General features: G+C 60.8%; 22 protein-coding genes. 7 read left to right on the top strand and 15 right to left on the bottom strand.

From position 1 onward, the window contains the following. The first annotated feature begins 65 nt into the window (after window positions 1-65). On the top strand, window positions 66-830 hold the full coding sequence (xth, locus tag LNV09_RS16900) for an exodeoxyribonuclease III (protein WP_263558243.1): 765 nt from the start codon (window positions 66-68) through the stop codon (window positions 828-830). 3 nt (window positions 831-833) lie between these two features. On the opposite strand, the gene sorU is transcribed toward xth, so the two are convergent. Next, window positions 834-1,211 (bottom strand): SorU family sulfite dehydrogenase c-type cytochrome subunit, encoded by a 378-nt coding sequence (gene sorU / locus LNV09_RS16895; RefSeq protein ID WP_263558242.1) that lies wholly within the window; start codon window positions 1,209-1,211, stop codon window positions 834-836. Then, complete coding sequence (gene sorT / locus LNV09_RS16890; RefSeq protein WP_263558241.1) at window positions 1,211-2,467, bottom strand: SorT family sulfite dehydrogenase catalytic subunit; 1,257 nt, start codon at window positions 2,465-2,467, stop codon at window positions 1,211-1,213. Before sorT ends, sorU begins: the two co-directional genes overlap by 1 nt. A gap of 300 nt (window positions 2,468-2,767) precedes the next feature. On the opposite strand from sorT, the gene LNV09_RS16880 reads away from it, so the two are divergent. Genes LNV09_RS16880 through LNV09_RS16860 form a run of 5 tightly spaced genes read left to right on the top strand, consistent with a single transcriptional unit; the run spans window position 2,768 to window position 6,677 of the window. After that, complete coding sequence (locus LNV09_RS16880) at window positions 2,768-3,226, top strand: type IV pilin protein (RefSeq protein WP_318023302.1); 459 nt, start codon at window positions 2,768-2,770, stop codon at window positions 3,224-3,226. Next, on the top strand, window positions 3,220-3,681 hold the full coding sequence (locus LNV09_RS16875) for a type II secretion system protein (RefSeq protein WP_263558240.1): 462 nt from the start codon (window positions 3,220-3,222) through the stop codon (window positions 3,679-3,681). Before LNV09_RS16880 ends, LNV09_RS16875 begins: the two co-directional genes overlap by 7 nt. Next, entirely contained in the window at window positions 3,665-4,093 is a 429-nt protein-coding gene (locus LNV09_RS16870) for a type II secretion system protein (protein ID WP_263558239.1), read from the top strand. The genes LNV09_RS16875 and LNV09_RS16870 overlap by 17 nt, the downstream gene beginning before the upstream one ends. 2 nt (window positions 4,094-4,095) lie before the next feature. Further along, the gene (locus LNV09_RS16865) at window positions 4,096-4,818 is read left to right on the top strand and encodes a PilW family protein (RefSeq protein WP_263558238.1); all 723 of its coding nucleotides are present in this window, start codon (window positions 4,096-4,098) and stop codon (window positions 4,816-4,818) included. A gap of 2 nt (window positions 4,819-4,820) precedes the next feature. Continuing rightward, the gene (locus LNV09_RS16860; protein WP_263558237.1) at window positions 4,821-6,677 is read left to right on the top strand and encodes a hypothetical protein; all 1,857 of its coding nucleotides are present in this window, start codon (window positions 4,821-4,823) and stop codon (window positions 6,675-6,677) included. Here LNV09_RS16860 and LNV09_RS16855 read toward each other — a convergent pair. The 12 genes from LNV09_RS16855 to rimP all read right to left on the bottom strand — a co-directional run bounded on the left by LNV09_RS16855 (window position 6,663) and on the right by rimP (window position 22,257). Continuing rightward, window positions 6,663-7,934: a DEAD/DEAH box helicase gene (locus LNV09_RS16855; RefSeq protein ID WP_263558236.1), complete on the bottom strand. Its 1,272-nt coding sequence runs from the start codon at window positions 7,932-7,934 to the stop codon at window positions 6,663-6,665. The genes LNV09_RS16860 and LNV09_RS16855 overlap by 15 nt on opposite strands. Window positions 7,935-8,010: 76 nt before the next feature. Then, on the bottom strand, window positions 8,011-8,565 hold the full coding sequence (locus LNV09_RS16850) for a methylated-DNA--[protein]-cysteine S-methyltransferase (RefSeq protein WP_263558235.1): 555 nt from the start codon (window positions 8,563-8,565) through the stop codon (window positions 8,011-8,013). A gap of 1 nt (window position 8,566) precedes the next feature. Continuing rightward, window positions 8,567-9,568, bottom strand: coding sequence for a tRNA dihydrouridine(20/20a) synthase DusA (gene dusA / locus LNV09_RS16845; protein ID WP_411969307.1), 1,002 nt, complete (start codon window positions 9,566-9,568; stop codon window positions 8,567-8,569). Window positions 9,569-9,714: 146 nt separating this feature from the next. Further along, window positions 9,715-11,391: a formate--tetrahydrofolate ligase gene (locus tag LNV09_RS16840; protein WP_263558233.1), complete on the bottom strand. Its 1,677-nt coding sequence runs from the start codon at window positions 11,389-11,391 to the stop codon at window positions 9,715-9,717. Window positions 11,392-11,481: 90 nt separating this feature from the next. Beyond that, window positions 11,482-12,603 (bottom strand): enoyl-CoA hydratase/isomerase family protein, encoded by a 1,122-nt coding sequence (locus LNV09_RS16835; protein ID WP_263558232.1) that lies wholly within the window; start codon window positions 12,601-12,603, stop codon window positions 11,482-11,484. Continuing rightward, on the bottom strand, window positions 12,600-13,613 hold the full coding sequence (locus LNV09_RS16830) for a DMT family transporter (RefSeq protein ID WP_263558231.1): 1,014 nt from the start codon (window positions 13,611-13,613) through the stop codon (window positions 12,600-12,602). The genes LNV09_RS16835 and LNV09_RS16830 overlap by 4 nt, the downstream gene beginning before the upstream one ends. 44 nt (window positions 13,614-13,657) lie before the next feature. Then, window positions 13,658-15,478, bottom strand: coding sequence for a translational GTPase TypA (gene typA / locus LNV09_RS16825; RefSeq protein ID WP_263558230.1), 1,821 nt, complete (start codon window positions 15,476-15,478; stop codon window positions 13,658-13,660). Next, window positions 15,475-16,467, bottom strand: coding sequence for a tRNA pseudouridine(55) synthase TruB (gene truB, locus LNV09_RS16820; protein WP_263558229.1), 993 nt, complete (start codon window positions 16,465-16,467; stop codon window positions 15,475-15,477). Before truB ends, typA begins: the two co-directional genes overlap by 4 nt. 11 nt (window positions 16,468-16,478) lie before the next feature. Beyond that, window positions 16,479-16,913, bottom strand: coding sequence for a 30S ribosome-binding factor RbfA (gene rbfA, locus LNV09_RS16815; protein ID WP_263558228.1), 435 nt, complete (start codon window positions 16,911-16,913; stop codon window positions 16,479-16,481). 107 nt (window positions 16,914-17,020) lie between these two features. Further along, window positions 17,021-20,104 carry a translation initiation factor IF-2 gene (gene infB, locus LNV09_RS16810; RefSeq protein ID WP_263558227.1) on the bottom strand — a complete coding sequence of 1,028 codons (3,084 nt, stop codon included), beginning with the start codon at window positions 20,102-20,104 and terminating at the stop codon, window positions 17,021-17,023. Window positions 20,105-20,170: 66 nt separating this feature from the next. Then, window positions 20,171-21,649: a transcription termination factor NusA gene (gene nusA / locus LNV09_RS16805; protein ID WP_263558226.1), complete on the bottom strand. Its 1,479-nt coding sequence runs from the start codon at window positions 21,647-21,649 to the stop codon at window positions 20,171-20,173. Continuing rightward, a complete protein-coding gene (rimP, locus tag LNV09_RS16800; RefSeq protein WP_263558225.1) occupies window positions 21,646-22,257 on the bottom strand; it encodes a ribosome maturation factor RimP in 612 nt (203 codons plus the stop codon). The genes nusA and rimP overlap by 4 nt, the downstream gene beginning before the upstream one ends. 328 nt (window positions 22,258-22,585) lie before the next feature. On the opposite strand from rimP, the gene fabI reads away from it, so the two are divergent. Then, entirely contained in the window at window positions 22,586-23,368 is a 783-nt protein-coding gene (gene fabI / locus LNV09_RS16795) for an enoyl-ACP reductase FabI (protein WP_263558224.1), read from the top strand. A 57-nt stretch (window positions 23,369-23,425) separates the two neighbouring features. On the opposite strand, the gene LNV09_RS16790 is transcribed toward fabI, so the two are convergent. Continuing rightward, window positions 23,426-25,690 carry an arginine/lysine/ornithine decarboxylase gene (locus tag LNV09_RS16790; protein ID WP_263558223.1) on the bottom strand — a complete coding sequence of 755 codons (2,265 nt, stop codon included), beginning with the start codon at window positions 25,688-25,690 and terminating at the stop codon, window positions 23,426-23,428. Between the last annotated feature and the right edge of the window lie 54 nt (window positions 25,691-25,744).

Raw genomic sequence — 25,744 nt, 5'->3', positions numbered from 1 at the left:
GGATGGCGCCGACTGCAGCTCATGCACAATGCCGACTGCCCTAGATACCCAAAAGAAACAAGCTCATGAAACTCGCCACCTGGAACGTCAACTCCCTCAATGTGCGGCTGCCGCAAATGTTGGACTGGCTGACGGCCAACCCGGTCGACGTTTTGGTGTTGCAAGAGACCAAGCTGACCGACGACAAGTTCCCGGCCGCAGAGATCGAAGCGGCCGGCTATCAGGTGCATTGGTTCGGACAGAAGACCTATAACGGCGTGGCTCTGCTGAGTCGCAGCGCGGCGTCCGACGTCATCAAGAATTTGCCCGGCTTTGACGACCCGCAAGCCCGAGTGATTGCCGGCACGGTGGACGGCGTGCGCTGCATAGGCGCTTACTTCCCCAATGGGCAGGCGCCGGACAGCGACAAATTTGTTTACAAAATGGCGTGGCTGGAGGCGCTGCAGCGCTTTGTAGCGGCCGAATTGCAGACCCACGAAAAGCTGGTGTTGATGGGTGACTTCAATATCGCGCCGACCGATGCCGATGTCTACGACCCCATCGCTTGGGCCGGCCAGATCCACTGCACGCCGCAAGAGCGTGCGCATTTTCAGGCGCTGCAAGCGCAAGGGCTTTGCGACGCCTTCCGGCTGTTCGAGCAAGCCCCCAAGAGCTGGAGTTGGTGGGATTACCGTAATCTCGCATTCAGAAAAAACCAAGGCCTGCGCATCGACCATATCTTGGTCAGCCAGGCCCTGAAGAACGAAGTAAGGGCCTGCGTGATTGACAAGCTGCCGCGCAAGAACGAGCGGCCCAGCGACCACGCGCCGGTGATAATTGAACTCGCCTGAGACTCATTTGCCGGACAGGCCTGCCCCGCCCGAGGCCTGAGACACATAGCGCGCCAGGGCATTGATCTCGGCTTCACTGAGGGTCTTGAAGGCCGGCATATTGCCAAGGCCATTGCGCAAAGCCTTGCTCACCCTTTCGGCGTCGGGCTTGATTTCATCCAGCACCGGGCCCACAGCACCTTCCGATCCCGCGTCCCTCAGCGTATGGCACAGCGCGCAAGCCGGCGCAGCTGTTTTGGTGAACAGGCGCTTGCCCAACTCGAATTCGGCCTCCTGAGCTTGCTTGGCAGTGATGCCGTCGGTGCCGGCGTTCACGGAGCCAAGCGCAAGCAAGCCCAAGATCAAGCCGAAGAACAAGGCGAACAGGCGCTGTTGACCCATCACGCCAGCGTCACCGTCACCGCGTGGTCCAGCACACTGTTGTTGTTATAGCCGCCGACGTTCTCGAGGCGCTGCTCGGGCTGCACATTGCCGGCCGTGTCGATGGCGCGGCTCATCAAGGTGTGCGTGCCGGCGGGCAGCTTGGCCGCCAACACAAACTGTCGCCACGCGTATTTGCCCAGATCCGGGCCCACCAACCGCGCCTCTTTCCAGGTCTTGCCGGCGTCGACCGACACCTCCACCCGTTTGACCGCCCGCTGCCCACCAAAGGCCAGCCCTTGAATTTGTACCTGGCCAGCGGCCGCCGCACGCTCGGGCAAAGGCGAAGTGATCCAACTCTTGACATTCATCTCCAGCACCGAGGGCTGACTTGGGTCGGCCTTGGCGCCGGGTGGAGAGATGCGGTAGCCATGGGCCATGATCTTGGCGTCGGATTCTTGCGCCGTGAAGGCCAGCCGCTTGATGTACTTGATCTGATTGACACCTTGGTAGCCCGGCACGATCAAGCGCAATGGGCCACCATGAGCCAGCGGAATTGGCACGCCGTTCATCTCCCAGGCCAAGAGCGCATCCGCCATGGCCTTGGCCGGCACCGAACGCTCGACCATGATGGACTTAGGATCCAGCCCCTCCGGCAGAACCTCGCCGCCGGTGCCGGTCATGAAGTCCATGCCGGCCAAGGTGCCGCCCAGGCTCTCCACCAGTTGCCGCACCGACAGCCCCGTCCATACCACGCAGCCGGCTGCGCCCACCGTCCAGGGCGTGCCGCTGGGCTTGTTGGGGAAGAAGCCGCGGCCATTGCCCGAACATTGCAAGACCATGGGGGTGGTTTCCAAACCCATGGTCTTGAGTTCCCGCAGGCTCAAGACGCGTGGTTGCTTGACGCCTTCGATGCTGATTTCCCAGGCATCGCGGTTTTCCAGAATGCTGGCGCTGGGTGCCGGCAGGTTGTTGCGCACATAAAACTGTTCGGCCGGTGTGATCAAACCATTGCCAAAGGCCTGGCGCTTGGTTTCTATGGTGCTGCTGGAATGAATGATGACGGCGCCTGCGTCCTTCCAGGCCGCATAGGCAGGTAACGGCGGTTTAGCCGGCGCGACCGCAAGCGCCGGTGCGGAGGCAGCGGACTGCGCTTGTGCATGTGCTTGCCCACTGGCGGCACCCAAACCCATGGTCGCCAGCGCACCGGCGCTTCCGGCCAGCCATTGACGCCGACCCAGGCCTGTCGCTGCGTCCCGTTTCGATTTGCTGCTCATGAAAACTCCTCTGCTGCTCATTTCACCCACGCCGATCGTAGGGCTTGCCCCCTCGATTCTCTTAGGGATTTACAGCAGGCCGGATTGAGGGGGCTTGATGCATGCAAACAATATCGCGACCGACACCAAAATTGAGACAAGGCTATTGACTGTCACGACCCTGTCAACACAAGATAGTTCAGTCCAGCGTGAATTTAGACACTGCGCAGAGTGGAAGCAGCTCATTACAATTGGTATCAAAGTGGATCTATCGTAAAGTAACCATCCCCGACCGAGCAAACCAGCCCTCAAGGAGTGATCTTGCAGAACACACCGTGCGTCAGCGCCCACGCAGCTAAGCCCCGCGCTAATTCCCGCGCCAAGCACCAGAGCGGCTTTACCTTGATTGAGTTGCTGGTCGCCGTTGTGGTGGTGGCGATTCTGGCCGCGGTCGCCCTGCCCTCGTACACCGGATACATCAACAAGAGCCGAGCCAAAAGCGCCAGCGCCGACTTGGCTGCGCTGGCCTTGAACATGGAAAACCGCTACCAGTTACAGCTGACTTATCCGGTGTACGCGGCCAACACGGCGGCCACCACGACGATTTTCAGCGCCTGGTCACCCACGCAGGCCAGCTACTTCAACTACACCATGGTCAGCACGGCCAGCAGCTACACACTGACCGCCACAGGTAAGGGCAGCTCAGCCGGTTGCACCATCACCCTGGACAACCTCAATGCCCGAACCGCCAGCAGCAGTTGCGGCTTCACTTCATGGTGAAGTCCCAAGCCGGGGTATCGATGATTGAGCTGATGGTGACGATTGCCATCATGATGCTGCTGGCCATGGCTGTAGCGCCCTTCTCTGTGGCCTGGGGCAACCAGGCGGCGGTGCGGCAAACGCAGAGTCTGTTGAATCAAGCGATGAGTCAGCTCGAAGCTACGGCCTTGCGCAACCCGACAGCGGCCAGCAGCACTGCGGCGGCTGTGTTGGTCAGCGTCCCCGGCAAGCTCTGCGTCCGAGCGGGTCTGCCGGCCGCCCTGGACTGCAGCAGCTTCAACTGGTCTGCCGTGCCGCCGGCGGCGATCCAATTGAACGGCGCGGCCAGCCAATGCATTGCACTGGACAGTGCCGGCATGAGCTTGGGCGCGGCAGTGGGCGGCGTTGCCTGCGGCACGCTGATGAGCTTCAACATCGCCAAAGGTTCGGAGAGTAGCAATGGCACGCTCAACTGAGCCGCAGTCCAAGCGCAAACCAAGGCAGCAACGTGGTGATGCCTTGATCGAAGCCATGGTGGCGATGGTTTTGCTGGGCGTCATTGGTCTTGGATTGGTATACGCCGTTGGCCGGGCCATGGTGGCGCAAAAGTTTCAAAAAGGCCAAAGCCTCGCGATTCAAGCGATACGCGCTGATCTGCAGGGCAATGGCGTCGCCAATAGCTGCCCCGCCAGCGGCATCGCCACTGTCACCAGCACCCTGACCTTGGGGACAAATTTGACCCTGCCCGACTTGCAAAAGACCTGCACCGTCACCGCTGTGACGGTAACGATCAACGGTGTTGCCAAAAGCACCAGCCTACCCGTCGTGCGTTTTGCGGTTGATGCCAACACTTTGCTGGGGCCGGGCACTTTGACGGTCACCAATTGAAGATGCGGCAAGCGCAAATCCGCCTATGCGCTCAATCAGGCTTGAGCCTGGTGAGCCTGATGGTGGGCATGGCCATCTCGATGTTTGCCGTGCTGGGGGCGCTGGCGCTCTACCGCAGCACCACCCAGACCGTGTTTGGCACGGACGGCCTGGTGCGCAGCTCGCTGCAGGACGGCCAACTCGCCTCGGGTCTGCTGAGCGCGCAAATTGCACTGCAAGGGGCCGGCTACGGCATCACGACACCGGCCACCGGCACACATTTGCTGCTGCTGTCTAACGCCTCGCTGAACCCCAACACGCTGGTGCTCAGTGGCACCGTGGTGGCGATCGGCGCAGCGGTCAAGACGGGCAACGCGCTCGTTTGGATCGCCAATCCGGGCTTGTCGGCCAGTAGCGCCGACTATCGCTGCCTCGGCCTGGTTTCAGACCCGAGCACCAGGGCGCTCTACATGATTCAGTCCAGCGGCGCCTGCGATCCTTTGGCGACGCAATGGAGCAAGATCACCTGGCTGCGTCGCACCTTGGTGGACGCCGATGTGCAGGCGCAGGCCGTCACTTTGAGCGTTCAAAATGCCAGCAATTGCTGGCCCTATGGCGCGGTGCCCAAGACCATCAGCAGCTTCGACCCTCCTGCTGCCTCGGTGATGGTCAAACTCGCCTATAGCGGCAGCGTGCAGGGCGCTAGCAATACCTACACCAGCTGTCTGGCCAACCTGAGTTCCTGAACATGGCTGCCTTTCAACCCAACTCAGGTGCTAGACGCCGCCAACGCGGCATCTCCTCGGTGCTGTTCATGCTGCTCAGCGGCTTGTCGCTGGGCGCCATGGTGTTCGGCGCCATCTATTACGTGCGCGGTCTGCAATCACAGTCGGTGACCGTGCATGCCTTGACGCAAGCGCAGCTGAAGGCCTGGAGCGGCGCCGAGGCGGTACGCCAGCATTTGTATCAACTGGGCGCGGCTGAGGCTGCCAAGTTGACCGTAAACCAGGCGGTCACGTTCTCCGCCCTGAGCGGTATCACGGCCACCGTGGTGGATGTCTTGGCTGCTGACGCCGTCAACTGCGGCGGCGGCACCCGCGTCGGATTCAACATCACCGGCACAAGTGGCGGTGCCAATGCTTTGCTGGCGGCGACCTTTTGTGCCAAGGGCAATGGTGGCACACCCGGCGCCACCGGCAAGATTCCAGCAGTCAATATCAAAGGCAATCTGCAACTCGGCGGAGATTTGAAGGTGCTGGGCGATGCCCAGACCAAGGTTGTGGTCGACGGCACTGTCAATGGTTCGGGCAGCTTGACCGGTATCTCCAATCTTTATGCCACCGGCGATATCACCTTGGGCGGCTCGGTTGGCTTTGATATCTTGTTTTCCGAAGGCAATATCAATCTATCGGGCAGCGCGCTCTATAGCAGCGTGCAATCGATGAAAAACGTCAGCCTCAGCGGCGGCGTTAGCGTTGCCAACTTGACGGCCAACGGCGCAGTGACGCTATCCAGCAATTCGGTGACCGCATTGAACGCGATCGGCAATGTCACGACGGGCAGCGCCACCATCGGCACTTTGAAGACCAAGGGCAACGTCGTCGGCAGCAGTTTGACCGTCAGCGGCGATGCGCAGGTGGCGGGCAATTACACCGAATCCTCCAGCGGCACGGTGGGCAGCGGCAACTACGGCGGCAGCCTCTCGACCCCGAACTGGAATAGCGGGGTCAAGATGACACGGCAGGCCGGCTTGGCCGTCAACATCACGCCGCTGACCAGCAGCACCGTGACGACGCCGTCGTTTGACGCCTACCCCTACAAGGCCTTGGCCAACTACGTGTTCCAGTGGGTCGGCAGCGACATCAAAGTTACCGTCAACAACGTCAATTCCATCACCAATGGAACTTACTTCCTCAAAGGAGCAGGCAGCACAAACGACTATCTGTGCACGACCAACACCTATAACGCTGCCACTTGCGTGGCCAAGATATGTCAGGGCTACTCCGACAGCAATACTTGCTTCGCCTATGACAACGCGGCCAAAAAATGGTCGATTGCCGGCACCACAATGGCGCCGGGCGTGGCTTGGTTCGAAGGCAATGTCCTGGTCGCCTCCGGCACCTACTACAACACCTTCATCGCCAGCGGCGACATCAGCACCGGCGGCGCCAACACCACCTACGCAGTCAATTACGCCGGCTACGCCAACACTTGCAGCAACACCGCTTTCCCCACGCTGGCGCCGACGAATTTCTGCAAGGCCAGTGACACCAGCAAGCTTCAGCCGGTTTCGGCCGGCAATATAGCTTTTGGCGCGGGCGGCTTTGTAGGCAAGGTCTACAGCGGCGGCAAGATCAACCTGTCAGCGTCCAACGACGTCTACGGCTCGGTCTTGGCCGGCGATGACCTCACCACGTCGGGCAGCACGGTCGTGCATGGCTATGTGTCTGCGGCCAACTTGGCCTCCACACCGACCGGCAGCAACTTGGGCGCCAGCACGTCCATCGATCTGCGCAACCTGCCCAGCGGCTTCGACCCGAGCGACACTGCAGCGACCGCCAGCGCGCCGATGACGGCCACGCTGCTTTGGTCACGCTACCGCTGAACCAGCGGCAGTTGCAGCAGCTGCTGCAGCAGCAGCTTCACGCAATTTGTCCTTCTTGCTCTTGCGCAAACCCTTGACGCCGCCCGTCGGGGATGGTGCCGAATCAAGATCGGTCGGCTCAAAACCGGCAATTTGCTCCCGCGGCACCCTGCGTGCTTGGCGCTTTTCGATCAAGCGGAAATGCGCCTCGCCGTTGCTGCTGTGACCGCTGACAAAGCTGATCGCCACGCCACTCTCCCCGGCTCGGCCGGTGCGGCCGATGCGGTGGGTGTAGTCAGACGCGGAGCGTGGCAGGTCGTAATTCAAGACCACCGGCAAGTCCGGAATATCCAGGCCGCGCGCTGCCACATCGGTGGCCACCAGGACTTGAATGTCGGAGTTCTTCAGCGCCGCCAATACCTTGGTCCGCCCACCCTGGCTCAGCTCGCCGTGCAAGGCCGCAGCCTTGATGCCTTGCTTCCAGAGCTTGTCGGAGACATGCTCGGTCGCATATTTGGTGGCGACAAAAACCAGCACCCGCGTCCAGCCTTCGGTCTCCAGCAGATGGCGCAGCAAGGGCGTGCGCCGGTTCTCGTCAACCTGGATGGAGCGCTGGTGAATCGCGGCGGCACGTTCGGGCTCGCTGGCAATTTCAATCCGCTCGGGCTCATGCAGCAGGCCATCCGCCAATGCCTGCACGTTTGGCGCGAAGGTGGCCGAGAAGAACAGGTTTTGCCGCCCCTTCGGGCATAAGGCCAAGACACGCTGCAACTCATCGGCAAAGCCCATGTCGAGCAAGCGATCGGCTTCGTCCAACACCAAGGTCGTGACGGCCGACAAGCGCAAAGCATTGTTATCAAGCAGGTCCAGCAGACGACCCGGCGTGGCCACCACGATGTCGGCGCCACCGCGCAAGGCCATCATCTGTGGATTGATCGAAACCCCGCCATAGACGATGGCGACCTTGATCGGCGTCGGCAAATCCTGCGCCAGCGCTTGCAGCACTTCGCCGACCTGCGCCGCCAACTCGCGTGTCGGCACCAGCACCAGGGCGCGGGTCTGCCGCACGCCGGCGCCGCGCTGCTGTAGCAGGTTTTGCAGCAGGGGCAAGGCAAAGGCGGCGGTCTTGCCGGAGCCGGTCTGCGCCAGGCCCAGCACATCTTGGCCACGCAGAATGACGGGGATGGCGGCAGCCTGAATTGCGGTGGGGGCATGGTAGCCCTGCTCGCGCACGGCGCGGATGAGGGCGGGCGACAGGCCCAGCGTAGCAAAAGACATGAAGTGGGCCTTGGGCGAAAACAAGGCAGGATTTTACGGCCCAGCGCCCTTGGTTTCAGGCCCGCGCAGGCCCGATCTAAAACAAAGCCTGTTGTTCGGCCGCCATTTGACCTGCTGCCTTCGCCTCTATGGCCAATAACTTCAGCTTCGTTTGCGCGCCACCATAGGCCGAGAAGCCGCCGCTTTGGCCATTTGAGCCCAAGACGCGGTGGCAGGGAACGATGGGCGCAAAGGGGTTGTCACCTTCGGCGCGGCCGACTGCTCGCGCGGCCCCGGCTTGACCCAACAGCCGCGCAATCTCGCCGTAAGTGAGCGTCTGACCAATGGGTATTTGCCGCGTGATCGTGTGCACGCGTTGATTGAACTCGGCCACCTCGCTCTGATCCAGCGCAAGGGCCAGCAAGTCTGCATGCGCAGTCGGATCACCGGCCAACAAGCGCTGGATCGCATCGATGGCCCGCAAGGCCAGAGCGTTAGGCGCCGCCTCACTGGCAGCACGAAAACGCACCCGCATGCGCTCACGCGTCAGGCCAGCATTTTCCTCGGGCAATTGCGAGCCCTTGATGCCCTGCTCGCTCCAGGCGATGCCGCAGCAGCCCAAGGCGGTGTCGAAGCAAGCAAAGTACAGCATTTCAGACGGATGCGGCCGCCTGCCGCAAGGCCTCGGTCTGCGCCTGGTGCTCGGCCACATGCGCAGCGATGCCGGTGCGCGACTGCGTCGCCAGCGTAGCCACCGCCGCCGCGTCCATCGCCTTGTACTGATGATCGGACCAGATTTGCCGCCAACGCCGAGCTCCCGCTTGCCCGTTCCACAGGCCCAGGGCGTGACGCATCGCCTGCGACCAGGGTCGGCCGCTCGCCACTTGCGCTTCAAGGTACTTCAGCCATTCGACCTCGACCTGCTCGCGGCTCTGCGCTGGGCCATTCCTGTCGAAAAAGTGCTGATCCCAAGCGGCCATCTGCCAGGGCTCGTGATAAGCCTGGCGGCCGACCATCACGCCATCCACATGCTGCAGTTGAACGGCGATCTCCTCGTCGGTCTTGACCCCGCCATTGAGCACGATGGTCAGCTCGGGAAAGTCGCGCTTCAAGCGATGCACCAGCTCATAGCGCAGCGGCGGCAACTCGCGGTTCTCTTTCGGCGAAATGCCTTGCAGCCAGGCATTGCGCGCGTGCACGATGAAGACCTCGCAGCCCACCGCCGCTATCGCACCAACAAAGTCGCGCACGAACTCGTAGCTTTCCAGCCGGTCAATGCCGATGCGGTGCTTGATCGTGACCGGGATGCTGACCGCGTCCAGCATCGCCTTGATGCCATCCGCGACCAAGGCTGGTTCGGCCATCAAGCAGGCGCCAAAAGCACCGCGCTGCACCCGCTCGCTCGGGCAGCCGCAATTTAGATTGACCTCGTCGTAGCCCCACTGCTCGGCCAATTTAGCGCAGGCAGCCAGATCGGCCGGCTCGGAGCCGCCGAGTTGCAAGGCGACCGGATGCTCTTCGACATTGAAGTCCAGATGGCGCGGCTGATCGCCGTGCAGCAGCGCGCCCGTGGTCACCATTTCGGTGTACAGCCGGGTTTTGTGGGTTAGCAGGCGATGGAAGAACCGACAGTGTTTATCGGTCCAATCGAGCATGGGGGCGACCGAGAGGCGCCAGGGATTGTTAGGTTTGTCTTGCACCCACTGATTATCCCAGGCTCAGAAGGGAACACCGGGCCGACCCAAATTTCCTTGTTCCCCTGCGGGGGCGGGTGCCGCGTAGCGGCGGCCTCCGGGGGCGCTCAGAACAAGCCTGAGATGCGCCCAGCATCGTCCACATCAATCCGCTCGGCCGACGGCACTTTGGGCAAACCGGGCATGGTCATGATGTCGCCGCAGATCGCCACCACAAACTCGGCGCCGGCATTCAGACGCAGTTCGCGCACGCGCAGCACATGGCCAATCGGAGCGCCGCGCAGCATCGGGTCGGTGCTGAACGAATACTGAGTCTTGGCGATGCAGACCGGGAAATGGCCGTAGCCGCCGGCCTGCCATTCCAGCATTTGCGCCAGCGCCTTGGGTTCGAACACCACTTCGGCGGCCCTGTAGACCTTCTCCGCTATCGCGCGGATCTTGTCGGCCAAGGGCTCGGCATCGGCATACAGCTCGGCAGGCTTGGCGGCACCCTGCTCGCAGGCTCTGACCACGGCATGGGCCAAATCAGCTGCGCCGGCGCCACCGTCTGCCCATTGAGTGGCCAGCACGCAGGGCACGCCCAAGCTGCTGCAGAAAGCTTCGATCATGGCGATCTCAGCGGCTTGATCGCTGTCGAAACGGTTGATCGAGACGATCACCGGCAGGCCGTAAAGGGTCTGAATGTTTTCGACATGGCGCTGCAGATTCGCCAGGCCAGTTTCGAGCGCCTGCAAGCTGTCGCTGCCGGGCTTTTGGGGATCGGCGCCGCCGTGGTATTTCAAGGCCCGCACCGTTGCCACCAGGACCGCGCAAGCCGGCTGCAGCCCACCCTTGCGGCATTTGATGTCGATGAACTTCTCGGCGCCCAGATCGGCACCAAAACCAGCCTCGGTGACCACATAGTCGGCCAGTTTGAGCGCCGTCTGCGTGGCAATCAAGGAGTTGCAACCATGGGCAATATTGGCAAAGGGCCCGCCGTGCACAAAAGCCAGATTGCCCTCCAGCGTCTGCACCAGATTCGGCGCCAGCGCGTCCTTCAGCAAGGCCGCCATCGCACCATCGGCCTTCAAGTCGCGCGCTGTGACCGGTCGCTTCTGGCTGGTGTAGCCGACCACGATATTGCCCAGGCGTCGCTTCAGATCAGCCAATGAGGTGGCTAGGCAAACAATCGCCATCACCTCAGAGGCGACCACGATGTCAAAGCCATCTTCGCGCGGGTAGCCATTGCCCGGGCCGCCCAAGCCCACATTGATCTCGCGCAGCGCGCGGTCGTTCATGTCGATGACGCGGCGCCAAGTGATGCGGCGCACGTCCAGGTGCAAGGCATTGCCGTGGTGGATATGGTTGTCGATCAGGGCGGCTAACAAGTTATTCGCCAGACCAATAGCATGAAAGTCGCCGGTGAAGTGCAGGTTGATGTCTTCCATCGGCACGACCTGCGCGCGTCCGCCACCAGCCGCGCCGCCCTTCATGCCAAAGCATGGGCCCAAGGAGGGCTCGCGCAGGCAAATCATCGCGTGCTTGCCGATATGGTTGAGCGCGTCGCCCAGACCGACCGTGGTGGTCGTCTTGCCTTCACCCGGGGGTGTCGGAGAAATCGCCGTCACCAAGACCAGGTGACCGTCCTTGCGTGCACTCAAGCGCTGGACCTCATCCAAGCTCAGCTTGGCTTTGTAATGGCCGAAGGGGCTGAGTGAATCTTCCGGTAAGTCCAAACGGCGGCTGGCCAGCGGGAGAATCTTCTGCAATATGGCGGCTTGGGCAATTTCGATGTCGGTAGGCATCAAGGCATCCTTGGGGTCGGGGTAGGTCCAGAACGAAAAAGCGGCAAGGTCCGGTAAGACCTTGCCGCGATTATGAAGCTGGATTCAAGCTCAAATCAGCGCGCGCAATGGGTGTTGCTCGGGCGCCCAAGGGCTGTCAAAAAACGCCAGCACCTGCTCGCGGCTGACATCCTCGATACGTGCCGGCAACCAGCAAGGCTGATGGTCTTTATCGACCGCCAATGCGCGAATACCTTCGACGGTCTCACTGCGCGCGCCAGGCCTGAGGTGGAAGCAGTGATGCACGATGTCGCGCTCCATGCGCAGATCTTCGGCCAAGCTCATGCTGCGGGCACGGCGCAATTGCTCCAGCGTCACGGCGAGCATCAAGGGCGAGTGCTTGCGCAAAGTGGCCAAAGTCCGGAGCGCCCAGTCGTCACCGGCCGCCTCCAGCGAGGCCATGATGGCGGCGACATCAGCGAGCGAGAAATGCTGCTCGATGCGGCTGCGCAAGGTCTTGGGGTCGGCCGCAGGCGCCAGGTCCACATGTTCCATCACCGTCGCCACCACATGCTCGGCACTGCTTTGCTCGCCATGCCGGAAAGCTTCGATCAGGGCCGGCATCGCCGCGCTTTGCACAAAGACGTCGCCCAGGCCCAACTCGATCGCGTCGCCAGCGCCAAGCGTGTGGCCAGTGAGGGCCAGCCATTCGCCCACAGCGCCCGGGCATTGGCCCAAAAAGTAGCCGCCGCCCACATCCGGGAACAAGCCGATATGGGTTTCGGGCATGGCGAGCTTGGAGCCCTCGGTCAGCACGCGTAACTTGGCACCTTGACTGATGCCCATGCCGCCGCCCATCACCACACCGTCCATCAAGGCGATATAGGGCTTGGCGAAGTTGTGAATCAGATGATTGAGCGCATATTCCTCGGTGAAGAAATCATCCAAAGCACTATCCCCGGCCAAGGCGGCGCGGTGGAAGAAGCGGATATCGCCGCCGGCGCAGAATGCAGCTGGCTTGCCCGGACGCGCAGCACCCAAGATCACAACCGCCTCTACGGCGGGATCTTGAGCCCAGGTTTTCAACAAGCGGGTCAAGTCACGGATCATGGCCAGCGTCAAGGCATTCAGCGCCTGCGGGCGATTCAACGTGATCAGGCCCAGGCAGCCATTGACCTCGGCCAGGACTTCGCCATCGGATTGAAGAAGGGGTAATTGCAAGGGCGTCGTCATGCCTCTCTCCGGGAATGTAGGGGTTTCGTTTCGTTTGCCAGTTGCAGGCCGGCGTTCGCGGCGAGCGTCTTGCGCCAGGCCAATAATTCATTGGCCAGCAAAGCCAGCAGCACCATAGCACCACCGAGCAGGGTCGCGGCAGTTGGGTCTTCCCCCGCCCACATCCAGGCCCACAACACGCCCAGCACCAACTCCAATTGGCCCAGCAGCGCCAACTCCGGCCCACTCAAGACACGGCTCAGGCGCACCACCAGCAAGCAGGGGATGGCGAGCTGGAAAATACCGAGCCCGGCCAAGAGGCTCAGGTCATGCGGGCTGGCCTGCGTGGGCCAGGCCAAGGGCAGCATCGCCAGCATGGAGATCAGCGCTCCCAGCAAGACGGCCAGCGGCATATCGCCTGCCGCGTCCGCGCCTTCGTTCGCTCCTTCGTCGGCTGCTTCAGGCTTGGCTTTGCCATGCCCGACATGCTGCAGCACGGACCAATTCACCGCTGCCGCCAGCGGTACGCCCAGCGCGACCAGCATGCCCAATACACCCTGCCCGCCCTGCCCGCCAGCTTTCACTGCGGAATCGGCGCCCTGCCCCAACTCATGGCCGAACATCCACGCGATGCCGGCACCGGCCACGGCAATGGCCCACCAAGTCCTGGCCGGCAATTGCCGCTTCAAGACCAGGCGCGACAACAGCGCCGTCAACAGCGGCCCCAGAGACATGGTGACCAAAACATTGCTGACACTGGTCAGGCTCAAAGCCACCATGAACGCGGTAAACATCACCGCCCAGCACAGACCCGAGAGCCAGACCAAACGGGGCGCGGCACGCAGCTGAGCCCACAAGGCCGGGCCGCGCAGCCAGCGCAGGCCAATCATCAGCGCGATGGCATTGAAGCCGCTGCGCCAAAACGTCAGCTCAAAGCCGCGCGCCGCCTCCAGATGCCGCGTGACCACCCCGGCTGTGCTCCACAGCAGGGTGACCAACAACATCAGGTAGACGGCGCGACGGTGACTCATAGCGCAGCGCCTGGGAGGACATTCATCCCAGTGCTGTCTTTCTATCAACGCGAGTTGCGCTTGCGCTCGTTCTCGGTCAAGTAGCGCTTGCGCAGACGCACACTCTTCGGTGTGATTTCGACCAGCTCGTCATCCTCGACGAACTCGACACCGTACTCCAGCGTCAGGTCGATTGGAGGCGTGATCTTGATCGCGTCTTCCTTGCCGCTGACGCGGAAATTGGTCAGCTGCTTGGTACGCGTGGCGTTGACGACCAGGTCGTTTTCGCGGCTGTGGATGCCGACGATCATGCCTTCATAGACGGGATCATTCGGCTTCACGAACATGCGGCCGCGATCGTCCAGCTTGCCCAGGGCGTAGGTGAAGATTTCACCCGCGTCCATCGAGATCAGCACGCCGTTCTTGCGGCCGGCGATCTCGCCCTTGTGAGCTTCGTAGCCGTCAAAGATATTGCTGATCAAGCCCGAACCACGGGTCAAGTTCATGAACTCATTGGCGAAACCAATCAGGCCACGCGCTGGAATGCGGTACTCCAAGCGCACGCGGCCACGGCCGTCCGGCTCCATATTGACCAGCTCGCCCTTGCGCTCGCCCAAGGCTTGCATGACGCCGCCCTGATGCGCTTCTTCTACGTCGGCGGTCACCAGCTCGATAGGCTCATGCTTGACGCCGGCCACATCATGGAACACCACGCGCGGCTTGCTGACGGCCAGCTCATAGCCTTCACGGCGCATGTTTTCCAACAGAATGGTCAGGTGCAATTCACCGCGGCCCATCACTTCAAAGATGCCGTCTTCGTCGGTTTCAGAAACGCGCAGCGCCACATTGCTTTGCAGTTCTTTTTGCAGACGGTCCCAGATCTGACGGCTGGTGACGAACTTGCCTTCACGACCGGCCAAGGGGCTGGTGTTGACGCAGAAATTCATCGTCAGCGTCGGCTCGTCGACCTTCAACATCGGCAGCGGAGCCGGGTTGGTCACGCTGGTCACCGTAACGCCTATACCGATCTCGTCCAGACCGTTGATCAAGACGATGTCGCCAGGGCCGGCTTCGGTCACTTGCACGCGGTCCAGACCTTGGAAAGTCAACACATTGTTGACGCGGCCCTTGCTGGCCTTCCCGTCCGGGCCTTCCATGACCATCACGTCCATGCCGGGCTTGAGCGTGCCCTGACCGATACGGCCAACGCCGATGCGGCCGACAAAGGTCGAGTAGTCCAGCGCCGAGATTTGCAGCTGCAGCGGCGCTTCCGGGTCACCTTGCTGAGGTGGCACGTGACGCAAGACGGTATTGAACAGGGCCGACATATCGGGGCCCCACTGCTCGCCCGGTGTGCCTTCTTCCAAGGAAGTCCAGCCGTTGATGCCCGAGGCATAGACCACGGGGAAGTCCAACTGCTCGTCGGTCGCGCCGAGCTTGTCGAACAAATCGAATGCGGCGTTGATGACGGCGTCAGGCTTGGCGCCTGGCTTGTCGACCTTGTTGACCACCACAATAGGCTTCAGACCCAAGGCCAAGGCCTTCTTGGTCACGAAACGGGTTTGCGGCATCGGGCCTTCTTGCGCGTCGATCAGCAGCACCACACCGTCCACCATCGACAGGGCTCGCTCGACTTCACCGCCGAAGTCCGCGTGACCGGGGGTGTCAACGATGTTGATGTGGGTACCTTCCCAGCTCACGGCACAGTTCTTGGCCAGAATCGTGATGCCGCGCTCGCGCTCGATGGCGTTGTTGTCCATCACCGTGTCGACGACTTTTTCGTGCTCGGCAAAGGTGCCGCTTTGACGCAGCAATTGGTCAACCATGGTGGTTTTGCCATGGTCAACGTGGGCGATGATGGCGATATTTCGGATTTGCTTACTCATACGACACTTTCTAAAAATCTGCTACTGGTACTCGTCAGGAGGCTTTCAACCTCTTGCGGACTCAACAATCGGTCGGCGATCAATTCACCGGCTGTGATGTGGGCGCTGCCTAGAAAGGCTTGCGGCTCGGGTCCGTAGACCCTCACATGCGCCACATCTTCAGCGCCTTGGTCCGCAGCCAAACGGCGCCGCAAACCGGTCAAGAAACGGGCCGCCTCCGCGCTGTCTAAACGCAGCTCGGGCCAGTCCGCCAATAAAGAGTCCGGCGGGCGCAACAAAGCCTCCCGCTCGATCTCGGTCAAAGCCGCCAACGCATCCAGGCTGATCGCCTGAGCCACATTGAGCGGGCCAGATCCGGTCCTGCGCAGCGCGCTCAGCGAGGCGCCGCAACCCAACACCCGGCCGATATCTTCGGCCAAGGTGCGGATATAGGTACCCTTGCTGCAGCGCACTGCCAGCGTCAACCGCTCAGCTTGCCAGTCAACAATGTCAATCGAATGAATCGTGACGCGCCGCGACGGCCGCTCGATCACAATGCCGGCCCGCGCGTACTCGTACAGCGGCCGGCCTTCATGCTTGAGCGCCGAGTACATCGGCGGCACCTGGTCGATCGCGCCGGTGAACTGCGCGCAAGCCGCTTCGATTTGTTCACGCGTCACCGCGCGTGCGGCCGCCTCACTGCGGTCCAGCACTTCACCTTCGGCGTCGCCGGTGGTCGTCGTCAAACCCAGAAAAAGCGTCGCCTCGTAAGCCTTGTCGGCATCCAGGCTGACCTGACTGAATTTTGTACCAGCACCGAAGCACAGCGGCAGCAAACCGGTGGCCAAGGGGTCCAGCGTGCCTGTATGGCCGGCCTTTTCCGCCCGCAGCAGCCATTTGGCTTTTTGCAGCGCGTCGTTGCTGGACAGACCCAGCGGCTTGTCCAAGAGCAACACACCGTGCACGGCACGGCGCGGTGTCTTGACTCGCTGGGGTGGGCTATTCGTCATCAAAAGACTTCTTATTCGCCCGACTCGGTCTTGGCCGGTGGCACATCTGTGGCGGCATCGGCAGCGTCGGCGGGCACAGCCTCGTCATCCAAGGCGCGCGTCGCATTGGCCTTGTTGATCAAGGCGCTCAGCTCGGCCGCGCGCTCGATGGTGCGGTCGTAATGAAAATGCAAGCTCGGCACGGTGTGAATTTGCAGACGCTTGAACAAGCCGTTACGCAAAAAACCCGCCGCTTCATTGAGCGCCTCACCGGTCTCGACCGGGTCACCGACCAGCACCGAAAAGAACACCTTGGCATGCGCATAGTCGGGCGTCACCTCGACGGCGTTGACCGTGGCCATGCCGATGCGCGGGTCTTTCAACTCACGAATCAACTCTGCCAGATCGCGCTGAATCTGGTCCGCCACGCGGAAGGACCGATTCGGTATTACTCGTTTATGTCGCATGCTCAACTCCTTGCCTGCTGCTCCTTGGACTTATTGCACCACCCATCAAAAACAAACCCCGCCACTCTTTGGAGGGCGGGGTTTGCGCTGGTGAGGGCAAATCCGCCTTAGAGCGTTCGGGCCACTTCCTTGACCTCGAAGAACTCCAGCTGATCGCCCTCGGCGATGTCGCTGTAGTTCTTCAGCTTGATACCGCACTCGAAGCCTTCGCGGACTTCGCGCACATCGTCCTTCATGCGCTTCAGAGTGTCGATTTCGCCGGTATAGATCACCACGTTCTCGCGCAGCAAGCGGAAACGAGCCGAGCGGTTGACGACACCCGAGGTGACCATACAACCGGCAATGGTGCCGATCTTGGTCGCCACAAAGACGGTGCGAATCTCGGCCAGGCCGATCACTTCTTCGCGCTGCTCTGGTGCCAACATGCCGGTCATCGCGGCCTTCACTTCATCGACGGCGTCGTAAATGATGTTGTAGTAGCGCAGATCAACCGCATTGCCTTCGGCCAGCTTGCGTGCGCCGGCATCGGCGCGCACATTGAAGCCAATGATGACGGCCTTGGAGGCGATCGCCAAATTGACGTCCGACTCGCTGATACCGCCCACCGCGGCGTGCACGATCTGCACCTTGACTTCGGGTGTGGACAGCTTGAGCAGCGACGAAGCCAGCGCTTCTTGCGAACCCTGCACATCGCTCTTGATGATGATGCCCAAGGTCTGCACATCGCCGGCGCCCATGTTCTCGAACATGTTTTCCAGCTTGGAAGCCTGCTGACGCGACAACTTCACATCACGGTACTTGCCCGAACGGAAGGTGGCGATTTCACGTGCCCGACGCTCGTCGCTCAGAACCATGAACTCATCACCGGCGCGCGGCACTTCGGTCAGACCCTGAATCTCGACCGGGATCGATGGGCCGGCTTCGGCACAAGCCTTGCCGTCTTCGTCCAACATGGCGCGCACGCGGCCATAGGTCGAACCCGCCAACACAACGTCGCCGCGCTTCAAGGTACCGGACTGAACCAGGATGGTGGCAACCGGACCACGACCCTTGTCCAGACGCGCTTCGATCACCAGGCCCTTGGCCATCGATGCGACAGGCGCCTTCAATTCCAGCACTTCGGCCTGCAGCAAGACTTGCTCCAGCAGGCTGTCGATGCCTTCACCGGTCTTGGCCGAGACGCCCACAAACGGGGTGTCGCCGCCAAACTCTTCCGGCACGACGCCCTCGGCCACCAACTCGCCCTTCAGGCGTTCCAGGTTGGCACCTTGCTTGTCGATCTTGTTCATCGCCACCACCAGCGGCACACCGGCCGCCTTGGCATGGTGAATCGCTTCCTTGGTCTGCGGCATCACGCCGTCGTCCGCCGCCACCACCAGGATGACGATGTCGGTCGCTGTGGCGCCACGTGCACGCATGGCGGTAAACGCCGCGTGACCCGGGGTATCCAGGAAAGTGATCATGCCGCGCGGCGTTTCGACGTGATAAGCGCCGATGTGCTGGGTAATGCCACCCGCTTCGCCAGCAGCAACGCGGGCACGGCGGATGTAGTCCAGCAGCGAGGTCTTGCCGTGGTCAACGTGACCCATGACGGTGACGACCGGCGCGCGAGCCGTTGACTCATGCGCTTGCTCGGAAGTCGTGCCCTCTTCTTCCAGGAAGGCATCTGGATCGTCCAGCTTGGCGGCAAACGCCTTGTGGCCCATTTCTTCGACCAAAATCATGGCCGTTTCTTGGTCCAGCTGCTGGTTGATCGTGCACATCTGGCCGAGCTTCATCAAGTGCTTGATGACTTCAGAAGCCTTGATGGACATCTTGTGCGCCAGATCGGCCACCGAGATGGTCTCAGGGATGTGCACCTCTTGCACTTGCATTTCAGCAGGCGCAACAAACGAGGACGGGCCGCCACGGCGATCCGCATTGCGATCAGGTGCGCCACGACGGCCACCCGCACCACCACGGCTAGGAGCTCGCCATGCACCGGCGGCCGGACGCGCGCCACCCGGCGCGGCTGGGCCGGCAGGCTTGACGCCGCCGCGCTTCTTGTCGTCCGACCAGGTCGAAGACAATTTCTCCGACTTGACCGACTTTTTGTCACCCGGCTTGGCTGCACCCGCTGCACCAGCGGCTGCCGGCGCGCCAGGCACGCCCGGCTTCTTGTGGATCGTGCCCTTGATAGCATCCTTGGGCGGCTCGACCGGTTTAGGCTCTTCCTTCTTGGCGATCATGACCTTTTTAGGGGCATTCATCATCGCGCGGATGGCTGCGGCCTCCGACTCGGCGGCTTGACGGCGACGTGCCAAATCAAGCTGCTTTTGCTTCTCTTCGACCACCACGTCCACGGCCTTGACCACGCGCAATGCGGGCTTGGCGGCTTCTGCTGCAACGGCTGGTGCCGCTGCCGTGCCGGCTGCAGCAGGTGCTGCGGCTTTAACAGGAGCAGCAGTTGCGGCCGGGATAGCCGCCTCAGCGATGACGGTCGGCGCCACCACAGCGGCAGGCGCTGGCGTTGCCACAGCTGGAGCAGCCGGCGCAGCGCGCGCAGCTGCTGCGGCCTTGTTGATTGCTGCAGCTTCCTTGGCGACAGACTCAGCAGTCGGCCGCGGTGCTTTCGGCGCTTTGGCAGCGGCCTTCGCGGCGGCGGCTTCGGCAGCAGCGAGAGCAGCCGCTTCTTCAGCGGCACGCGCCTCGGCAGCGGCCTTCTCCTGGCGGCGCAGCTCATCAGCTTCACGCGCAAGGCGGTCCGCTATTTCACGTTCACGCACGCGCGCTGCCAACTCTTCTTCCTGCTTACGCAAGGATGCGGCTTGCGCCTGCGCCTCTTCTTCGCGGCGATGCAATTCTGCTTCCTCTGCCGCAGCCACGCCCGCGTCTTCAACGCCGGCAGTGCCGTCGAGCTTGACGAAGGTGCGCTTCTTGCGAGTTTCCACAGGAATGACGCGCGACTTGCCGCTGGCATCAGCCTGTTTGATCTCGCTGTTCGTCTTGCGAGTCAGCGTGATCTTCTTGCGATCGCCTCCGCCGGTACCGTGCGAGGTACGCAGGTGGTCAAGCAGACGTTCTTTGTCGGCTTCATTCAAAACGTCTTCGGTAGACGCCAACTTGACGCCCGCAGCGTGGAGCTGCTCAAGCAGTGTGTCTGCAGGCTTTTGAAGCTCTACAGCAAACTGGGCGACGGTAGTCACAGCCATTGTTAAATCCTTAACTTATGCGTTCGGTGCTGGGCGAGTAATGGGTCGAGCTGAAGCCACCAGGGCTCAAGCCGTGAACCAATGCTCGCGGGCCTTCATGATCATGGTGCGGGCCAAGCCCTCATCCATGCCAGCGAGTTCAACGAGTTCGTCGACGGCCAAATCGGCCAGATCGTCGCGGGTATGAATGTCGCCAGCGGAGAGTTTTGCAACCAGCTCAGGCGTCATGCCTTCCAGGTCACGCAGGTCTTGGGACACGTCCTCGACCTTCTCTTCACGGGCAATCTCCATGGTCAACAAGGCATCCTTGGCTCGGGTGCGCAATTCGTTGACCGTGTCCTCGTCGAAGGCCTCGACTTCCAGCATTTCCTGCATAGGCACATAGGCCACTTCTTCCAGGCTGGTAAAACCTTCGGCGATCAAGATATCGGCAACTTCGGCATCCACATCGAGTTTCTCGATGAAGAGCTTGCGCACCGACTCTGATTCCTGCTCATGCTTCACGGCCGATTCCTCGGCCGACATGATGTTGATACGCCAGCCCGTCAACTCCGAGGCCAAGCGTACATTCTGGCCGCCACGGCCGATGGCGATGGCGAGGTTTTCCTCGTCCACCACCACATCCATGGCGTGCCGTTCTTCGTCCACAACGATCGATTGCACATTGGCAGGTGCCAAGGCTCCGATGACAAACTGGGCCGGATCTTCCGACCACAGCACGATGTCAACTCGCTCGCCGGCCAACTCGTTCGTCACGCCATTGACGCGCGAACCGCGCACGCCGACGCAAGTGCCAATCGGGTCAACCCGCTTGTCATGCGACAACACGGCCAATTTGGCACGCGAACCGGCATCACGAGCACAGCTCTTGATCTCCAGCAGGCCTTGCTCGATCTCAGGCACTTCCTGAGAGAACAGTTCCGTCATGAAGGATGGTGCATTGCGCGACAGCATGATCTGCGGGCCGCGCTGGGTGGGGTCGATGCCCAGAATCACCGCACGAACCCGGTCACCGGTGCGCAGATTTTCTTTGGGGATCATCTCGCTGCGCTTGAGGCGCCCTTCGATGCGGCCGGACTCGGCAATGATGTCGCCCTTGTCCAGACGCTTGACGGTGCCGACAAAGATCTGCTCGCCACGGGCCAGGAAATCGTTCAACAGTTGCTCGCGCTCGGCATCACGAATCTTCTGCAGAATCACTTGCTTGGCAGCTTGCGCGCCAATGCGACCGATAGGCACCGAGTCAATCGGCTCTTCGATGTGATCTTCCACCTCGATGTCGGCAATCTGCTCTTGCGCTTCAAACAGCAAGATTTCCGCATCCGGATTTTGCAGACCCGCCTCATTGGGCACAACATGCCAGCGACGGAAAGTCTCGTAAGCACCCGACTCACGGTCTACCGACACGCGAATATCAGCCTCGCCGCCACACAGCTTCTTGGTGGCCGAAGCGAGCGCCGCCTCGACAGCACCGAACACCACGTCGAGTTCGACGCTTTTCTCGCGAGAAATCGCGTCCACCAACATCAACAGTTCGCGGTTCATTGATCAGGACCTCCGTCTACTTTGTCATCTTTGCGCTCGGCCTTGGCCCGCTTCGGCTTCTTGGCCGGCTCGGGCTTCACACCGCGACCCTTGAAACTCACCACCGGCACCAAGCGGGCCTCGCGAAGTTCTTCAAGAGCAAAATCCAAGGCCTGATCGGCCTTGCCATCATTAAAAACTATGCGCCAAGTCTCAGCGGCGACCGGCTCAGCGGCAAGCCCCTCTACTTCAAGCTTGGCGGCTTCAGCGGCTGGCACTGCGCTCAGCAAGCCCTGATACTTTTTACGCCCCTGGAACGGCATGCGCAGCGTGATCTCGATTTCCTCACCTACGAAGCGCGCGTAATCCGCCGACTTCTTCAAAGGCCGATCCAGACCCGGCGAAGACACCTCAAGGCGCTCGTAAGGGCAAGCCTCAACTTCCAGCAGATACTGCAACTGGCGCGTCACGCGCTCGCAATCATCAACATCAATCAAACCACCGGCCAAGGCCACCTCAGGCAACTTGTCGATGTACACGCGCACCAAACCCGCTGGAGTGCGTTCGCAGTCCACCAAGTCGTAACCCAATCCGGTTACCGTTTTTTCAACAGCCTCTTGCCAATTCATGCGCGGTATGTTTTCTTGTTTCTAATAAGCAATGCGTGACGATTCAAATTTTAATCAACAGAACGTTCAAGCAAAAAAAATGGGCTGGATGAATCCGCCCAACTTCCCTACTCGAGATTCCATTCGGTCTTCAGGCCCTGCTCACAGAGATTTGACCCAAGGTCAACTCCAGCGCAGCAACAGACTTGAATCTTGTCGCTAACCCAGCCCAAGCCGACTCAGCGAAGCCGGGATTGTACTATGCAAGCGAAGCACCGACAAGCTCGCGGCTTGCTAATGCGCACAAGCATGCGAAAATCATCGATTGTTTCAAATCAAAGGAGTCAATATGGGATTTCTGGCAGGCAAGCGATTGCTGATCACGGGCCTTTTGTCCAACCGTTCCATCGCCTATGGCATTGCAAAGGCTTGCCACCGTGAAGGTGCCGAGTTGGCGTTCAGCTACCAAGGCGCACGCTTCAAGGACCGCATCACCGAATTTGCCGCCGAGTTTGACTCCAAGCTTATTTTTGACTGCGACGTGTCCGACGACGCGCAGATGGAAGCGCTGTTCACCGATTTGGGCGCGGCTTGGCCCGAATTTGATGGCTTCGTCCACTCGATTGGCTTCGCACCAAGAGACGCGATTGCCGGCGACTTTCTGGACGGCCTGACACGCGAGAACTTCCGCATCGCCCACGACATTTCAGCCTACAGCTTCCCCGCGATGGCCAAATTGGCGGCACCGCGCCTGCGCACCGGCGCCGCGCTGCTGACCTTGTCCTATCTGGGCGCTGCACGTTATGTGCCGAACTACAACACCATGGGCCTGGCTAAGGCCTCGCTGGAGGCCAGCGTGCGCTACCTGGCGCAGTCGATGGGCAAACGCGGGATACGGGTCAACGGCTTGTCAGCCGGCCCGATCAAAACCCTGGCGGCCTCGGGCATCAAAGATTTCGGCAAGCTCTTGACGCAATTCGCGGCCAACACACCGATTCGCCGCAACATCACGATCGAGGATGTCGGCAACGTCGCTGCATTCTTGTTGTCCGACCTGGCGGCCGGCGTCAGCGCCGAAATCACCTATGTTGACGGCGGCTACAGCCAAGTTGCCCTGACGGACGAAGAATAAAGTCTTCTCCAGCATGCAAAACGGGACCCGAGGGTCCCGTTTTTTACGTCAAGACATTTACTCGTCGGCTTGCACGCAATCGACAAAATAGGTCGAGCGCCCATCCTCGCCCTTCTCCTCGACCAGACCATGCACATCGGTCGAGAAGCCCGGGAATTTCGCATTGAAATCTCGCGTGAATCTCAAATACTCAACTATCTTCTTGTTAAAACGCTCACCCGGAATCAACAAGGGAATGCCAGGCGGATATGGCGTCAGCAAGACCGTCGTGACGCGCCCTTCCAACTCATCGATGGGCACGCGCTCAGTGCGGCGGTGAGCGATGTATGAGTAGGCATCGCTGGGCTTCATGGCCGGCTGCAGGTCGGACAAATACACCTCGGTAGTCAAGCGCGCAATATCGCCCTTGGCGTACATCTCATGGATGTTCTGACACAAGTCACGCAGACCCAAGCGCTCATAGCGCGGATGCGCCGCCGCGAACTCCGGCAGGATGCGCCAGATCGGCGCGTTCCTGTCGTAGTCGTCCTTGAATTGTTGCAGCGCTGTCAACAAGGTGTTCCAGCGTCCCTTGGTGATGCCGATGGTGAACAGGATAAAGAAGGAATAGAGACCCGTCTTTTCAACCACCACGCCATGTTCAGCCAAGAATTTCGTCACGATGGAGGCCGGGATACCGGTCTCGGCGAACTTGCCGCTCATATCCATGCCGGGCGTGATGATGGTGGACTTGATCGGGTCCAGCATGTTGAAGCCTGCGGCAATCTTGCCGAAGCCGTGCCACTTCTCATTGGCCTTGAGCATCCAGTCGGCCGGCTTGCCAAAGCCCTCTTCGGTCAACTTATCCGGCCCCCAAACCTTGAACCACCAGTCTTTGCCGTACTCGGCATCGACCTTGCGCATCGCACGGCGGAAGTCCAGCGCCTCGGAAATACTCTCTTCGACCAAGGCTGTGCCGCCCGGTGGCTCCATCATCGCCGCAGCCACATCGCAACTCGCAATAATCGAATATTGCGGGCTGGTTGAGGTGTGCATCAAGTAAGCCTCATTGAACAAATGCTTGTCCAATTTGACGTTTTGCGAATCCTGCACCAGGACTTGCGACGCCTGGCTCAAGCCAGCCAGCAACTTGTGGGTCGACTGCGTGGCATAAACCATGGCCGTCTTCGGGCGCGGGCGGTTTTTACCCATCGCATGATAAGAACCATAGAAGCTGTGGAAGGCCGCATGCGGCAACCAGGCCTCATCAAAGTGCAGTGTGTCGATCCAGCCGTCCAGCTTCTTCTTGATCGTCTCGGTGTTGTAAAGCACGCCGTCATAGGTTGACTGCGTCAGCGTCATGATGCGCGGCTTGACCGTCTTGACGTCAACCCCCTTGAGCAGCGGGTTTTTTGCGATTTTCTTGCGAATGGCTTCGGGCGAGAATTCGCTCTCCGGGATCGGGCCGATGATGCCGTAGTGATTGCGCGTTGGCGTCATGAAGACCGGCACCGCGCCGGTCATGATGATGGCGTGCAAGATGCTCTTATGGCAGTTGCGATCGACCACCACCACATCGCCCGGCGCCACCGTGTGGTGCCAGACCATCTTGTTCGAGGTCGAAGTGCCGTTGGTCACGAAGAAGCAGTGATCGGCATTGAAGATGCGCGCGGCATTCTTTTCCGAAGCCGCGACCGGCCCCGTGTGGTCCAGCAATTGCCCCAATTCCTCGACCGCATTGCAGACATCGGCGCGCAGCATGTTTTCACCAAAAAACTGGTGGAACATCTGCCCGACCGGGCTCTTCAAAAATGCCACGCCGCCGCCATGACCCGGGCAATGCCAGGAGTAAGACCCGTCTTGCGCATAGTCCATCAGCGCCTTGAAGAACGGCGGCGCCAGTCCATCGAGGTAACTCTTGGCCTCACGGATGATGTGGCGAGCGACGAATTCGGGCGTGTCCTCGAACATATGAATGAAGCCGTGCAGTTCACGCAGAATGTCGTTGGGCAGATGCTGAGAGGTGCGTGTCTCGCCGTAGATATAGATCGGGATGTCAGCATTCTTGAAGCGGATTTCTTCAATGAACTTGCGCAGCGACAGCACCGCCGGATCCAACTCCGGCCCGGGCGTGAATTCCTCGTCGTCAATCGACAAGATAAAGGCACTGGCGCGGCTTTGCTGCTGCGCGAACTGACTCAGATCCCCGTAACTGGTCGCCCCCAGCACTTCAAAACCTTCTTTCTGGATCGCATCGGCCAAGGCGCGAATACCCAAACCCGAAGTGTTCTCGGAGCGATAGTCCTCGTCGATGATGACGATGGGGAAACGAAAACGAAGCATCGTGAGCCTCCAGGGGCTGGGCAGTTAAAAAAAGAAAGGCGCGAAGTGTAGACC

Source organism: Paucibacter sp. B2R-40 (genome assembly GCF_025717555.1).
Lineage (GTDB): Bacteria > Pseudomonadota > Gammaproteobacteria > Burkholderiales > Burkholderiaceae_C > Paucibacter_A.
The sequence above is the reverse complement of the archived record's forward strand: the minus strand, read 5'-3'. Positions and strand labels throughout refer to the sequence as shown.

What these genes read in the sequence shown, in the direction of transcription:
- xth (WP_263558243.1), top strand. Translation starts at nt 66, where the DNA reads ATGAAACTCGCCACCTGGAACGTCAACTCCCTCAATGTGCGGCTGCCG.
- sorU (WP_263558242.1), bottom strand. Translation starts at nt 1,211, where the DNA reads ATGGGTCAACAGCGCCTGTTCGCCTTGTTCTTCGGCTTGATCTTGGGC.
- sorT (WP_263558241.1), bottom strand. Translation starts at nt 2,467, where the DNA reads ATGAGCAGCAAATCGAAACGGGACGCAGCGACAGGCCTGGGTCGGCGT.
- LNV09_RS16875 (WP_263558240.1), top strand. Translation starts at nt 3,220, where the DNA reads ATGGTGAAGTCCCAAGCCGGGGTATCGATGATTGAGCTGATGGTGACG.
- LNV09_RS16870 (WP_263558239.1), top strand. Translation starts at nt 3,665, where the DNA reads ATGGCACGCTCAACTGAGCCGCAGTCCAAGCGCAAACCAAGGCAGCAA.
- LNV09_RS16865 (WP_263558238.1), top strand. Translation starts at nt 4,096, where the DNA reads ATGCGGCAAGCGCAAATCCGCCTATGCGCTCAATCAGGCTTGAGCCTG.
- LNV09_RS16860 (WP_263558237.1), top strand. Translation starts at nt 4,821, where the DNA reads ATGGCTGCCTTTCAACCCAACTCAGGTGCTAGACGCCGCCAACGCGGC.
- LNV09_RS16855 (WP_263558236.1), bottom strand. Translation starts at nt 7,934, where the DNA reads ATGTCTTTTGCTACGCTGGGCCTGTCGCCCGCCCTCATCCGCGCCGTG.
- LNV09_RS16850 (WP_263558235.1), bottom strand. Translation starts at nt 8,565, where the DNA reads ATGCTGTACTTTGCTTGCTTCGACACCGCCTTGGGCTGCTGCGGCATC.
- dusA (WP_411969307.1), bottom strand. Translation starts at nt 9,568, where the DNA reads ATGCTCGATTGGACCGATAAACACTGTCGGTTCTTCCATCGCCTGCTA.
- LNV09_RS16840 (WP_263558233.1), bottom strand. Translation starts at nt 11,391, where the DNA reads ATGCCTACCGACATCGAAATTGCCCAAGCCGCCATATTGCAGAAGATT.
- LNV09_RS16835 (WP_263558232.1), bottom strand. Translation starts at nt 12,603, where the DNA reads ATGACGACGCCCTTGCAATTACCCCTTCTTCAATCCGATGGCGAAGTC.
- LNV09_RS16830 (WP_263558231.1), bottom strand. Translation starts at nt 13,613, where the DNA reads ATGAGTCACCGTCGCGCCGTCTACCTGATGTTGTTGGTCACCCTGCTG.
- typA (WP_263558230.1), bottom strand. Translation starts at nt 15,478, where the DNA reads ATGAGTAAGCAAATCCGAAATATCGCCATCATCGCCCACGTTGACCAT.
- truB (WP_263558229.1), bottom strand. Translation starts at nt 16,467, where the DNA reads ATGACGAATAGCCCACCCCAGCGAGTCAAGACACCGCGCCGTGCCGTG.
- rbfA (WP_263558228.1), bottom strand. Translation starts at nt 16,913, where the DNA reads ATGCGACATAAACGAGTAATACCGAATCGGTCCTTCCGCGTGGCGGAC.
- infB (WP_263558227.1), bottom strand. Translation starts at nt 20,104, where the DNA reads ATGGCTGTGACTACCGTCGCCCAGTTTGCTGTAGAGCTTCAAAAGCCT.
- nusA (WP_263558226.1), bottom strand. Translation starts at nt 21,649, where the DNA reads ATGAACCGCGAACTGTTGATGTTGGTGGACGCGATTTCTCGCGAGAAA.
- rimP (WP_263558225.1), bottom strand. Translation starts at nt 22,257, where the DNA reads ATGAATTGGCAAGAGGCTGTTGAAAAAACGGTAACCGGATTGGGTTAC.
- fabI (WP_263558224.1), top strand. Translation starts at nt 22,586, where the DNA reads ATGGGATTTCTGGCAGGCAAGCGATTGCTGATCACGGGCCTTTTGTCC.
- LNV09_RS16790 (WP_263558223.1), bottom strand. Translation starts at nt 25,690, where the DNA reads ATGCTTCGTTTTCGTTTCCCCATCGTCATCATCGACGAGGACTATCGC.